We start from the raw sequence: 12,464 nt of genomic DNA, 5'->3' as shown, positions 1-12,464 counted from the left end.
TTGAGCAAATTGCTTCGCATTTAAATCACTCTTTACCTTAACGCCCTAATCTCACGTCCATTGAGTACCTGCGTAGAGTGGACTGATGAGTAACCGCGTGACCGGTAAGACGTTTAGAACCGCCGCGATTGTGGGCCTGTTCGCAGGCGCCACTGCGCTCTCGGGGTGTAGCTCGCTGGCTGGCCTCGGCTTCGACAGGACGACGACCGGCTCGGTCAACGCCGCGACGCCGATGTCCACTGCCCAGGCCATGCCCAAGACGCTCGTTCCTCCAGAAAACATTGGCGGTGGATCCGGTCCCATGCTGGTCGGGTCCAACAGCATGAGCAGCAGCCAGCCCATGCCCAGCCAGCCGCTTGGCTCAGTATCGACCGAAGACTTGCCTGTGCTCACTTCATCAGCCAACGGAAGCAATCAGATGATGCCCGCTGCCAAGCCCCTGAGCCCGGTTCCGGCCACACCCACTCTGGCGTCCGCCCCGGCTTCGAACACCCTCGTCTCCGTCCCGTCCGATGCTTATGTCCACGTGATCGAAAGCGGCGAGAGCCTCTATACCGTGGCGCGCCGCTACAATGTCACGGCGCAGGCGATCATCCAGGCCAACGGCTTCTCCTCCCCCGACAAGATCTATGTCGGCCAGAAGATCGTCATCCCTGGCAAGGCCTCGACGCTGATGGCGCTCGGTCCCAAGGGCGGCGCCAAACCCGAGACCCTCGGCGCTCCGCCGGCGAACCTCGCTGCGCCCAAACCCGTCGCCGTCGCTTCGATCGAGCCGGAGACGAAGATCCCGGCTGCCAAGCCGCTGGCGCCGACTGCTGCAGCTCCGGCCGCAGTTGCCGAGGCGCAGCCGCTGCAGCAGCCCAAGACCGAACCGGTGCTTTCGGGCGCCGACAAATTCCGCTGGCCGATCTCGGGCCGGGTGATCACCGACTTCGCCAACTCCAAGGGCACGGGGATCAACATCGAGGCGGCCGAGGGCGCCGCCGTCCGCTCGGCCGAGAACGGCCAGGTGATCTATGCCGGATCGGGCGTCGAAGGGTACGGCAACCTCGTGCTGATCCGCCACCCGAATGGCTATGTGTCGGCTTACGCCCACCTCAAGGACATGAACGTCGCCAAGGGTACCGTGGTGAACCGCGGCGACAATATCGGCACCGCCGGCAAGACCGGCTCGGTATCCAAGCCGCAGCTCCACTTCGAGCTGCGCAAGGGCGCCACTCCAGTCGATCCGCTGCCGCTACTGGCGAGCTAGCAAGAAACGGCAGTAGGGAATAGGCAGTCGGCAGTCGCAGGTTTAGCCCTTCGACTGCCGACTGCCGACTGCCGACTGCCGACTGCCGACTGCCGACTGCCTGCTCTTCACACCGCAAACGCCCGCACCGAGTGCCGGATTTCCAGTGGTTTGGCCGGATCCAGATCCACCCAGGTCTTGATGCCGCGCTGGTTGATCGGGTTGGGGCCGGTCGAGACGTCCGTGTGAAGGTCGAAGGCGGACGCGAGGGGCTCGAGCCCGACGGCGCGGAACTGGCCGTTCCATGGCTCGCCCTTGATGCCGCCATCGGTGTGCCAGATCATCAGGGTGGGCAAGAGGTCGTGATCCCAGTCGAGCTCAAAGCCCATGCCTTCGTCGAGATAGGTGCCGGTAAGCGGGCCGCGAGCGCCGCAAAGCTGGACATTCTTGTCGGTGCGCGGCGAGAGCGGGATGTGGGACATGTCGACGCGTGCGCCGTCCTTGGGCACGGAACTCAAGCTCGCGAACTCCTGCGGGTCGCCCTCAGCGGTCTGACCAGGATGGGTCAGGCCGAAGTCGAAATCGAGCTTCAGCTCCAGCCGGCCCGGGTTATCCGGCATACGGAAATTTGGATGAAGGCCAGCCGAGATCGGCGCCTTGTGGCGGGCAAAGATGCGCATGACGAAGTCAAGCGCCGGTGCATCCCTGCGCGCGGTGATCACCCGCTCGACTTTGCGCACCACCGAATCCGGATCGTAGTCGAGCGACAGGGTGACGCTCTCGTCGTCGCCGCCGACGATGGTCCACTCGCGGTGGGCGACCGGGCCGTGAATGGTACCGGTGGCCGCCTGGCCGAGCAGCTTGCCCCATTCGGGCAGGTTCGGGCCGGCGGTGCGCCCGCCAGTACCGAACGGCAGGCCGACAAAATCACCGGCGAGGACGCGTAGGTGTCCGACGATCGCGGGGTCATCGACGGTGCCGAGCCATGGCGCGCGGGCGAACGGCTTGAACGGCTTGCCGCCGACCAGGAAGGTGGCGTCGGCCAGCATGGCGGCCGTGCTCAGGATGGTCGCCTCGCCGTGCGACCATCTCAGTTTATGCGATAGGCTCATTATTCCCCTCAGTGCTCGTCGTCGAAACGGGAGCGCATTCGTTGCAGCAACGTCGCTGCGCCGCAAGCCATGGGGAGCTAGGGAAAAGGTCGGAGCGGGAACAGGGGTCTTCGCATCTGATCGGCGCCCATCGGCGAACTTGCCCCCAGGCAGCGCCACAAGACTCGGTGTCATCCCTGCGAAAGCAGAGACCCATCCATCCATTTGCACCGGCTGTGAGTTGGGTCCCTGCTTTCGCAGGGATGACACAACCGGTGGGTGGGCGGGACCCATGCTTAGCGCCCGTGGGCGCAGGGGACCCATCCGGCGCCGGTGGATTCGCCTAGCCGACCAGCACCGGGCGGCTGCAGGTGACGCTGTACACCCGGACGTCGGCCTCGCCGATACCGACGCCCAATACCTCGAGAACCCCGAAGATGGTGCTGTCGAGCACCGGCGCCAACGGCGCCACCAGCGTGCGCACCGCGGCCGCTATGACTGCGTCGGTGGAGAGCCCGATGCCGAGCACGTCGACGTCGATATCCAGCCCGTCGAGCAGCGACTTCGACAGGCTGCCGACGATGGTGTGGTTGGTCGCGGTCTTGAGCGTTCCCTGCTGCACATCCGCGGCGGAAAAGCTGAGCAGGATCGGCGAGATCTCGCCGACGACGACGGCAGCGCGGGCCCTGATCCTCAATAGCAGCGGAACAGAGAGGATCGTGGCCTGGTCGACGACGGGGAAGGCGCTGAAATCGGTGAAACTGGCGCCGGAGAGGTTGCCGATGGCGAGCCGCGCGGCGCCCGGCAGCACCTCCACCACGGCGCTGCCTGTCGCGCTGCCGAAGGCCGGGCAGGAGGCGGAACGGATCCGCGCCTCGGCATAGGCGACCTCGACATAGATCGGCAAGGTGACGCCGGCGCCGAGCAGCACGGGGCTGCCGAGCAGCTTGACCGTGAGTTTGAGCCGGGTCTGGGCCGTGCGCGCCACGGCACCGGTTTCGCCCACCCGATACCAGGCGTGCTGGGGCGGCTCTCCAATGGCGACGCTGAGGGTGATGCTGGTGAGCCCGGGCAGGGTGACGCCGACATTGAGATCGATCTGCTTGCCGTTGCCGGCAATGACAGCTGCGGCATTGAGCAACTCAAGCGCCGAGATTCCGGCAAAATAGCCGGACTCGCTGCCCACCGGCAGGGTTGAGAGCGAGCCGATATCAAGCAACTTGAGGAGCGGGATCGTGCCGGTATCGGCGATGGTGGTGGAGAGCGTCGTGGCGGCAGTCTGGGCGGTGCCGGTGAGCAGGCTTGCCAATGCGCCCGCGATGGCGCCGCGGCTCGCCGAAGCCTCGAGCACGTCACCGTAGGTGACAGCCGACAGGCTCAACTGTTGATTCAGCGCATCGAGGAAATCCAGCAGGTCGACCTTGGCGTCGAGCAGGGCGTTGTAGCTCATCACGTCGAGGCTGGCGGAGGTGCCGAGGAGGCTCTTGAGCAGCGCATTGGCGACGCCGCCATCGAGAGAGGCGAGGCGGGAGCCCACCGAGAACGCGGCCTGTGGATTGGCCGTCGCCAGCGCGGCGACGGAAATCTCGGGCGGCGCCTGCCAAGGCCGGGCCAGCCACAATGTGCCCGTCTTGCGATAGGTCACGTGGACGGCGTTGGGGGGCGAACCGCCGGGCGAGAAGCGGGCGGATACCGACAGCTCGGGCGCCGCCTTGTACCGGCCCACTACCACATGCACCGGCTGCAGCGAGTGAACCTGGATCGATGGATCGTCGATGCTCAGCGTCGAGCCGATCAGTCCGTTGGCCTGGAAGGTCTTGAACGCGGTATCGAGCGCCTTGCTGGGATCGGTCGCTGCGGCGATGGCTGCGAGGTCCGCCACCGATTGCGCTTGCCGCCGCTCGAGATAGAGCGAGCCTTCGTCGACGGCGAATGCTCCGGCCAGCATCACCATGGGCAGGATCAGCGCAAACATCACCGCGATGTTGCCGCGCTCCTCGCTGCGGAAACGGCACCAAGACTTCATGTGCCGCCTAGCCGGATGGTGGAGGTGTACTTGATGACCTTGTTTGGCAACGGCAGCGGCAGCGTCCAGATCGGCAGCTGTGAGGCGTCGTAGGTGATGGTCACCTTGTACTGGTTGGGGTCGCCGACATCGTCCCCGATGCTGAAATCCACCTCGTCCGGGTCGATGAAGACATAGTCGCCGGCATTGTTCTCAATGAAGGTGGTAACGAGCGTGTTGCGCTCGGTCGCGTTGAGGCCGGCGATCGAGGTGCGGGCGGCGTCGGCGGCGATCTGCTGCACCGAGTTGGCGGCACCGAAATAGATGCCATAGGCAAGCATGCCGACAATCATCAGGATGAAGACGGGAGCGATGATGGCAAACTCGACCGCCGACGCGCCGTCCTCGTTACCGGCAAGCCGCCTGGGGCCACGAAGTGGCGACACGCCCTGCAATTGGCAGTCCCCGTGCCATAGCATTCTGATACCCCACAAAAGGCCGCCACCCTCCTGGGTGGGACGCTCGGCCGGTCACTTCAGGCGCTGGAAGATTGGCGCCCGAGGCGACAGAATAGGAGATTAGTCAAATAGAGATAAGTATAGCCAAGATAAGTGGAATTCCTGTGAGCAATGCGGAAACCGCGCGCTGACAACATCTGCGCGTGTGACGGCGCGAAGTCGCTTAGTTCAGTACGTGGTGATGCTTAGAGTAAGGAGAGTAGCGAGTGGCGAATAGCGGGACTTGCCGGGGCCCATAATCCTGGATCCCCCGGCTACTCGCTACTCGCTACTCGCTACTCGGCAGGCTAGATCGCCTTACCCTGTTCGCCAGCCAGGGCGCGGACGAACTGGATGGCGACGCGGCCGGAGCGGGCGCCGCGGGTCATCGACCACTCGACGGCGCGGGCGCGCAGCGTCTCGTCGTCGATCGTGAGGCCATACTCGTCGCAATAGCCACGGATCATGGCGAGATAGGTCGGCTGGTCGCAGTTGTGGAAGCCGAGCCACAGGCCGAAGCGGTCGGACAGCGAGACCTTTTCATCGACCGCTTCGCCCGGGGTGATGGCGGTCGAGCGTTCGTTCTCCACCATGTCGCGCGGCATCAGGTGGCGGCGGTTGGAGGTGGCGTAGAACAAGACGTTGTCGGGCCGGCCTTCGAGGCCGCCATCAAGGATGGTCTTGAGCGACTTATAGCTGGTCTCATCCTTGTCGAAGCTCAGATCGTCGCAGAAGACGATGAAGCGCGCGTCCTCTTCCTTGGAGATGAGCCGCATCAGCCGGGGCAGGGCCTCGATGTCCTCGCGGGCGATCTCAATGAGGATCAGCCGCCTGATGTCGGCCGCGCCCAACCCGTTGATATGGGCGTGCACCGCCTTGACCAGCGAACTCTTGCCCATGCCGCGGGCACCCCAAAGCAGCGCATTGTTGGCGGCGAAGCCGCGGGCAAACTGCAGGCTGTTCTGCAGCAGGATTTCGCGCACATCGTCGATGCCCCTGAGCATGGCCAGCGGCACGCGCGACACTTTGGGCACCGGGATGAGCGCATCCGCCGCAGCGTCCCAGTGATAGGCGCTGGCATCGGTGAGGGCAGGGGCCGGAACGCCGGCGCCGGGCTTCATGGCGTCGAGCGTATCGGCGATGCGGATGAGGGCCGCCGCGATGTCGGCGGAATAGTCGGTGGTCATAAGGGCGAACTCCCGGGTACGCCTCCGTTTTGACGCAGCCCGAATGGCTTTGCAATCCTTGTGCACGGCCTCTATATTCCGGCCGATTTTTGCCGGGTTGGACTGTCCAGCACCGGAGACCAGCCCTATATGGGTCAACAACGGCCATCCGACGTGCCGACAGCTACTATGCAAGGAGCCCCTTAATGTTCGTGACCCCCGCCTTCGCGCAAGCCGCAGGTGCAGCCCCCTCGATGGGCGCCGGTGATCTGCTGATCCAGTTCGCCCCCATCCTGCTGCTGGTCGTGATCTTCTGGCTGCTGATCTTCCGCCCGCAGCAGAAGCGCATGAAGGCGCACCAGGCGATGCTGTCGGCGATCAGCCGCGGCGACACTGTGGTCACCTCCGGCGGCCTCGTCGGCAAGGTCACCAAGGCGGTCGACGGCGAAGACCTCGAGGTTGAAATCGCCCAGGGTACCCGCGTCAAGGTCACGCGCGGCGGTATCTCGGACGTGCGGTCCAAGTCGGCGCCGGTCAACGACAACAAGGCTTCCTGAGCCACTTCACTCCCAGCCGGCGCCAGCAACTGCGCCGGCTGACGCATTTCTGACATAGACGCGGAGCCACTGGGCTCCGCTTGCCCCATGACAGCCTGCTGTCATCAGAGGGGCTCCATACAGGACCAAGTTCCGACCATGCAGTCATCGCCAATCCGGTCAGCCATCATCGTCATCGTTGCGATACTTGGCATCCTGTTCACTATTCCGAGCTTCCTGCCCAAGGATATCCTCGCCGTCTGGCCGGGCTTCCTGCCCAAGCAGACCGTGGTGCTCGGCCTCGACCTGCAGGGCGGCTCGCACCTGTTGCTTGAGGTCAAGCGCGAGTCGATCATCACCGAACGCATCAAGAGCCTGCGCCGCGATGTGCGCTCGGCGCTGGCCAACGACAACGGCATCGGCAACCTGATCACTACCGGAACGGATTCGATCACCATCGAGTTGACCGATCCGTCGCAGAAAGCCGCCGCCATGACGGCGGTGCAGAAGCTGCAGAACAACGTGTCGAGCACGTTCGGCGTAGGCGGCGTGCCGGAACTGGCTTTCTCCGAGACGCCTGACGGCAAGATCGTCGTCTCGCTGACCCCCGAAGGGGTGGAGCAGCGCATGTCGTCGCTGGTGGCGCAGTCGATGGAAGTGATCCGCAATCGCGTCGACGAAGTGGGCACGACCGAGCCGTCGATCCAGCGCCAGGGGCAGAACCGCGTGCTGCTGCAGGTGCCGGGCTTCGAGGACTCGCAGCGGCTGAAGGATCTGGTTCAGAAAACTGCGCGCCTGACGTTCCACCTGGTTCACCCCTCGATGACGGCGGCGCAGGCCGAGGCACAGGGCATCCCGTCCGGCTATATGATCGTGCCGAGCGCCGATGGCGGGAACGAGCTGTTGAATGAAAACATCGAGCTCGGCGGCGAGTCATTGACCAACGCGTCGCCCGGTTTCGACCAGCAGACCTCGCGCTCGGTGGTGAGCTTCCAGTTCGATACGCGGGGCGCCATCACTTTCGGCGAGATCACTTCGAAGAATGTCGGCAAGCGCTTTGCCATCGTGCTCGACAATCAGGTGATCACCGCGCCGGTTATCCAGCAGGCGATCACCGGCGGTTCGGGCCAGATCAGCGGCAACTTCACGCCCCAGTCGGCGAACGACCTGGCCGTGCTGCTGCGCGCCGGCGCGCTGCCGGCCAGCCTCGAGGTGATCGAGGAGCGCTCGGTCGGTCCCAGCCTCGGTGCGGACTCGATCCGTGCCGGCATCACCGCGGGTGCGGTGGCCTCGGTGCTGGTGCTGGCCTTCATGGTGATTGCCTATGGCCTGTTCGGCGTCTTCGCCAACGTGGCGCTGGTCCTCAACATCTTCCTGATCCTTGGATCGCTTTCGGCCATTGGCGCGACCCTGACGCTGCCGGGTATCGCCGGTATCGTCTTGACCATCGGCGTGGCGGTGGATGCGAACGTCCTGATCTACGAGCGCATGCGAGAAGAACAGCGATCGGGCAAATCGATCCTGCAATCGCTCGACGCGGGCTTCCACCGCGCCTGGGGCACCATTATCGACTCGCACCTGACGCAGCTGATTGCGGCGATCGTGCTCTACTTCCTCGGCTCGGGCCCGATCCAGGGCTTCGCCGTGACGCTGGCGCTCGGCATTCTCACCTCGCTGTTCACCGCCTATACGGTGACCCGCTTCTTCATCGGCATCTGGTACCATGCCAAGCGCCCCAAGACGCTGAAGATCCAGCATTTCCGCTTCATCCCCGACGGCACCAAGATCGACTTCATGAAGATGTCGCGCATTGCGATCGTGCTTTCGATCGTTCTGACGGTGGCGGCCCTCGGCACGGCCTATTTCAAGGGCTTCAACCTCGGCATCGACTTTGTCGGCGGTTCGGCCATCGAAGTGCAGCACACGGCGGAAGGCGATGCCGATCCAGCCAAGGTGCGCGAACTGCTCGACCCGCTGAACCTGGGCGAAGTGCAGGTGCAGAGCTTCGGCAACCCGCAGGACCTGCTAGTTCGCATCCAGCTGCAGCCCGGCGGCGACGCCGAGCAGCAGGTGGCGGTGCAGGAAGTCACCAAGGTGCTGGCGACCGACAATTACGAGGTGCGGCGCACCGAGGCGGTCAGCGGCACGGTTTCAGGCGAGCTGGCGGTGCACGGCACCATCGCGGTGCTGGTGACGCTGGTGGCGATCCTGATCTACGTGTGGTTCCGCTTCGAATGGCAGTTCGGCCTCGCGGCGGTGACGACGACGCTGCACGACGTGATCATGACAGTCGGGTTGTTCTCGATAACCGGGCTGGAGTTCAACCTCTCCTCGATTGCGGCGGTGCTCACTCTGGTGGGTCTATCGCTCAACGAAACGGTGGTGATATCCGACCGCGTCCGAGAAAACTTACGAAAATACAAGAAGATGTCGGTGGCCGAGATCATCAATCTCTCGATCAACCAGACGATCGTTCGCACCTCGCTCACGCAGTTCACGGTGCTCCTGGCGCTGTTCCCGCTGGTGTTCTTCGGCGGCGAGTCGATCCGCGGCTTCACCATCGCCATGACCTTCGGCTCGATCTTCGGCATGTATTCCTCGATCTTCATCGGCGGCCCGATCCTGATCTATTTCGGGCTCAAGCCGCGCAGCGAGATGGAAGAAGAGAAGGAAAAGAAGGCCAAGGCGAACAAGCGCGCCGACGGCGCCGCGGTCTAGTCGATGGCGGAGAAGGGGGAGGGGTTCTATCCCCGGCAAGTCCCCATCGACGCCTACGGCAATGGTGGCTTCCGCTTTGCCGGCCTGTCGCATCGCGGCTCACTGCTCTGCCTCCCCGGCGGCATGTTCGCCTGGGAGGCGAAGCTACCGACCGATGTGACGCTCGGTCACCTTGCGCCGGTGTTCGAGGTCGCCGAACGGCTCGATGTGCTGCTGATCGGGCTGGGCGGCGATATCGCCGGGCTCGACCCTGCGGTGCGCGCCGCGCTGAAGGAGCGCCGGGTGATCGTCGAAGCGATCGCCACGGGCGGGGCCGTCCGCACCTACAATGTGCTGCTGGCTGAGGACCGTGCCGTGGGCGCGGCGCTGCTGGCGGTCGAGAACGCCCGATGAGCGAAGACGCCGGCTACGTCGCGAGTTTTTTGCGCGACGCCGACCGCGATCGCTACTTTGCGACGCTGCTGCTCAAGGAGCCGGAGCGAGGCGCGATTCAGTCCCTTTACGCCTTCAACGCCGACGTCGCCTCGATCCGCGATCGGGCCCGTGAGCCGACGGCCGGGGAGATCCGGCTGCAATGGTGGGCTGATGCGCTGAAGGGCACCGGCCACGGCAATGTGCGCCAGAACCCGCTGGCGGCGGCGCTGCTCGATGCGATCTCGCGCTACGGGCTGCCCAGCGGTCCGCTGCTCAGGCTGGTGGCGGCCCGGCGCTTCGATCTCTACCAGGATCCGATGCCAGACGTCGCAAGCTTCGAGGGCTATGCCGGCGAGACGGTGTCGGTGCTCTACCAACTCGCCGCCATGGTGCTGAATGGCGGTACCGAGGTCGAGACCGGCGACGCGGCCGGGCATCTCGGTGTCGCGCACGCGCTGGCGGGGCACCTGCGCGCTTTCGGCTTCAACGCCTCGCAGGGCCGCATCTTCCTGCCGATGAACATCTTTGCGGCCAATGGCGTCACCGATGGCGAGATCCTCGCCGGGCAGGAGAGCGAGGGGCTGTTCGCGGCACTGGGGCAGGTGAACGACCTGGCGCTCGAGCACCTGGGCAAGGCGGAAGCGGCGATCCGCTCCCTGCCGAAGCCGCTGCGGCCGGCGTTCGCCTCGGCAGGGCTGCTTGGCCCGGAACTGCGCCGGCTGTCGCGCAGCCGGGTGCCGTTCACCGCTATGGCAGCGACCGCCGACTGGCGGAAGATCCTCGGCATGTGGTGGTGGTCATCGCGCAGTTGATCGGCCGGGACTGGCAGGGGCACCCGAGAATCGCCATCTTGGCCTAGCAGGGCCGCAGGGGGCGAGGGCGCGATGGGCTTTGTGGCGTGGTTGGAGAAGCAGGCTCCGGATTTCCTGCTCACCTGGCAGCGCTTCTGGTTTGCCATCATCCTGGCATTCATCAACGTGGCCATCGTCATCGGCGCGCTCAACAGCGTCAGCTGGCTGCAGCATGAGCAGTGGATACGCGCGACGCTGGGGCTGGCGACCGGGGCAGTGCTGGCCGTAGCCGGCGTCTACTTCACCGAGAGCCGGCCCCATGCCCGGGTTGCCGGCCTGCTGCTGACCTATCTGCTGCCGCTGCTCGCTATCGGCGCCTTCCAGGTAACCGACACCGCCTGGCTCGTTCCATGGGCCCTGCCGGCCATCTCCGTGCTTTGGCTGTCAGTGTCGCCGTTCACACGGATCGAGCGAGGGGCGCCGCGCGCCGAGCAGCAGGACCGCTTCTGGTGGATCAACCACCAGGCCATTGCCACCGCGGTGATTGCGGCTGCCGCGGCATTGATCATCGGGCTCGGCATCGCGGCGATCGAGCGTTCGCTGTCGATCCTGTTCGGGTTCGAGACCGGCGAAATCTTCTACAAGGCGGTGCTGCCGTTCGTCGGGCTGTTCCTTGCGCCGGTTTACTGGCTGGCGACGTTGCCCAAGGTTTCCGATTTCCGGGCGGGCGAACTCGATCGAGCTGATTTCCTGCCATTGTCCATCGGCTTCATCGGCCAGTTCATCCTGGTGCCGTTGCTGGTGATCTACGCGCTGATCCTGCTCGCCTATGCGGGGCAGATCGCCTTTACCCAGAAGCTGCCGTCGGGAATGATCGGCTGGATGGTGCTGGGCTTCGTCGTCACCGGTGCGGCGACCTGGCTGATCGTCCACCCGGCTTTCATGCGATCGCGGCCGCTGGTGCGGTTGTTCCGCGCCTGGTGGTTCTGGCTGACACTGGCGCCGCTGGTGCTGTTCTTCATCGCCGTGTGGGTGCGCATCGATGCCTACGGGCTCACCGCCGAGCGGATATTGCTGCTGGCCGGCGGGGTATGGGCGGCCGTGCTGGCGCTGCTGTTTATCGTCAGGCGCGGTGACATCCGGCTGATCCCGGGGCTCGCCGGCGCGATCCTGCTGCTGCTCTCGGTTGGACCGTGGAACTACAGCTATCTGTCGCAGAGTACGCAGGCGATGCGGCTCGACGCGCTGGTGATGAATGCCGGGGCCGATAAATCCGCCAGCCCACCCCGCGGCGACTGGACTGCCGAGGAGATCGCCGAAGCGCGGGGGATCATCGATTATCTCACCGGCTCGCGCGAGGGGCAGCGCGCTGTGCGCGAAGTGATGGGCAAGTACGGTGTGACCTGGGATCCGTTGCAGGATGGGTCGTACGTGGTGCTGGAAGCACTGGGGGTCAGCCAACCCTCGACAGATGGCGCCGTTCGCTATGCTACGCTGTTCCGCGATTTCGATGGCCCGCCGGTGGACGTGACGGCGACGCCGTACCTGATCCGCCCGGTTGGCCTCTATGGCGACACCGCGGTGGCCTTACCGCCGCTACGCTTCACCGTGACCGCTGGCGTCGTTCGGGTCGGCCCCGTAGGCAGCACCGACGAGGAGTTGCAACTGCTCGATCTCACGGCCTGGCTGGCGCAGCAGAATGGCGGGTTCCTGGCGACACCGTGGATCGACTTCAGGGTCGCGAGCCGGAACTACCGGCTGGTGCTGCAATCGGCGAGCTTCGATCGCGGCGAGAACAATGCGGGGCCCAATGTACTGGGCAGCCTTGATGGTCAGCTGTTCTCGGATGTGGATCAGTAAAACTGGTGGCTCCCCGACCCCCTTGCATGTTGATTCTCGCCGACTCGTAGCAGGTTCGGTGATCCCCGGTCGGTGGCCGCCGGCCGGGGATCGGATGGGCGGGACCGTCACCCCCTGGGCATAGCACCGTAAGAGAGCTTGGTCCGTTCGTCCGT

The 12,464-nt window shown here is 65.0% G+C and carries 10 protein-coding genes; 6 read left to right on the top strand and 4 right to left on the bottom strand.

What is annotated here, in order from left to right:
• The first annotated feature begins 418 nt into the window (after positions 1–418).
• Positions 419–1,252 (top strand): M23 family metallopeptidase, encoded by an 834-nt coding sequence (locus VGV07_RS01865; RefSeq protein WP_326866987.1) that lies wholly within the window; start codon positions 419–421, stop codon positions 1,250–1,252.
• Between the two features lie 107 nt (positions 1,253–1,359).
• Here the strand turns inward: VGV07_RS01865 and VGV07_RS01860 are convergent, their stop codons facing one another.
• The 4 genes from VGV07_RS01860 to VGV07_RS01845 form a co-directional block, all read right to left on the bottom strand.
• The gene (locus tag VGV07_RS01860) at positions 1,360–2,343 is read right to left on the bottom strand and encodes a hypothetical protein (RefSeq protein WP_326866986.1); all 984 of its coding nucleotides are present in this window, start codon (positions 2,341–2,343) and stop codon (positions 1,360–1,362) included.
• A gap of 322 nt (positions 2,344–2,665) precedes the next feature.
• Complete coding sequence (locus VGV07_RS01855) at positions 2,666–4,348, bottom strand: pilus assembly protein TadG-related protein (protein ID WP_326866985.1); 1,683 nt, start codon at positions 4,346–4,348, stop codon at positions 2,666–2,668.
• Positions 4,345–4,773 carry a TadE/TadG family type IV pilus assembly protein gene (locus VGV07_RS01850; protein ID WP_326866984.1) on the bottom strand — a complete coding sequence of 143 codons (429 nt, stop codon included), beginning with the start codon at positions 4,771–4,773 and terminating at the stop codon, positions 4,345–4,347. Before VGV07_RS01850 ends, VGV07_RS01855 begins: the two co-directional genes overlap by 4 nt.
• Before the next feature lie 359 nt (positions 4,774–5,132).
• Positions 5,133–6,011 carry an ATP-binding protein gene (locus tag VGV07_RS01845; RefSeq protein ID WP_326866983.1) on the bottom strand — a complete coding sequence of 293 codons (879 nt, stop codon included), beginning with the start codon at positions 6,009–6,011 and terminating at the stop codon, positions 5,133–5,135.
• A 185-nt stretch (positions 6,012–6,196) separates the two neighbouring features.
• Between VGV07_RS01845 and yajC the strand changes: the two genes are divergently transcribed.
• From yajC to VGV07_RS01820, 5 genes are all read left to right on the top strand, one after another.
• Positions 6,197–6,547: a preprotein translocase subunit YajC gene (gene yajC / locus VGV07_RS01840; RefSeq protein ID WP_326866982.1), complete on the top strand. Its 351-nt coding sequence runs from the start codon at positions 6,197–6,199 to the stop codon at positions 6,545–6,547.
• A 138-nt stretch (positions 6,548–6,685) separates the two neighbouring features.
• A complete protein-coding gene (gene secD, locus VGV07_RS01835; RefSeq protein ID WP_326866981.1) occupies positions 6,686–9,244 on the top strand; it encodes a protein translocase subunit SecD in 2,559 nt (852 codons plus the stop codon).
• A gap of 3 nt (positions 9,245–9,247) precedes the next feature.
• On the top strand, positions 9,248–9,637 hold the full coding sequence (locus VGV07_RS01830) for an Mth938-like domain-containing protein (RefSeq protein WP_326866980.1): 390 nt from the start codon (positions 9,248–9,250) through the stop codon (positions 9,635–9,637).
• The gene (locus VGV07_RS01825; protein WP_326866979.1) at positions 9,634–10,470 is read left to right on the top strand and encodes a phytoene/squalene synthase family protein; all 837 of its coding nucleotides are present in this window, start codon (positions 9,634–9,636) and stop codon (positions 10,468–10,470) included. Before VGV07_RS01830 ends, VGV07_RS01825 begins: the two co-directional genes overlap by 4 nt.
• A gap of 72 nt (positions 10,471–10,542) precedes the next feature.
• Positions 10,543–12,309 carry a DUF4153 domain-containing protein gene (locus VGV07_RS01820; RefSeq protein ID WP_326866978.1) on the top strand — a complete coding sequence of 589 codons (1,767 nt, stop codon included), beginning with the start codon at positions 10,543–10,545 and terminating at the stop codon, positions 12,307–12,309.
• The last annotated feature ends 155 nt before the right edge of the window (positions 12,310–12,464 follow it).

This window comes from Devosia sp., from assembly GCF_035944845.1.
In the GTDB taxonomy this organism is placed as follows: domain Bacteria; phylum Pseudomonadota; class Alphaproteobacteria; order Rhizobiales; family Devosiaceae; genus Devosia_A.
The sequence above is the reverse complement of the archived record's forward strand: the minus strand, read 5'-3'. Positions and strand labels throughout refer to the sequence as shown.

Coding starts and splice junctions, on each gene's coding strand:
- VGV07_RS01865 (WP_326866987.1), top strand. CDS start 419: ATGATGCCCGCTGCCAAGCCCCTGAGCCCGGTTCCGGCCACACCCACT.
- VGV07_RS01860 (WP_326866986.1), bottom strand. CDS start 2,343: ATGAGCCTATCGCATAAACTGAGATGGTCGCACGGCGAGGCGACCATC.
- VGV07_RS01855 (WP_326866985.1), bottom strand. CDS start 4,348: ATGAAGTCTTGGTGCCGTTTCCGCAGCGAGGAGCGCGGCAACATCGCG.
- VGV07_RS01845 (WP_326866983.1), bottom strand. CDS start 6,011: ATGACCACCGACTATTCCGCCGACATCGCGGCGGCCCTCATCCGCATC.
- yajC (WP_326866982.1), top strand. CDS start 6,197: ATGTTCGTGACCCCCGCCTTCGCGCAAGCCGCAGGTGCAGCCCCCTCG.
- secD (WP_326866981.1), top strand. CDS start 6,686: ATGCAGTCATCGCCAATCCGGTCAGCCATCATCGTCATCGTTGCGATA.
- VGV07_RS01830 (WP_326866980.1), top strand. CDS start 9,248: ATGGCGGAGAAGGGGGAGGGGTTCTATCCCCGGCAAGTCCCCATCGAC.
- VGV07_RS01825 (WP_326866979.1), top strand. CDS start 9,634: ATGAGCGAAGACGCCGGCTACGTCGCGAGTTTTTTGCGCGACGCCGAC.
- VGV07_RS01820 (WP_326866978.1), top strand. CDS start 10,543: ATGGGCTTTGTGGCGTGGTTGGAGAAGCAGGCTCCGGATTTCCTGCTC.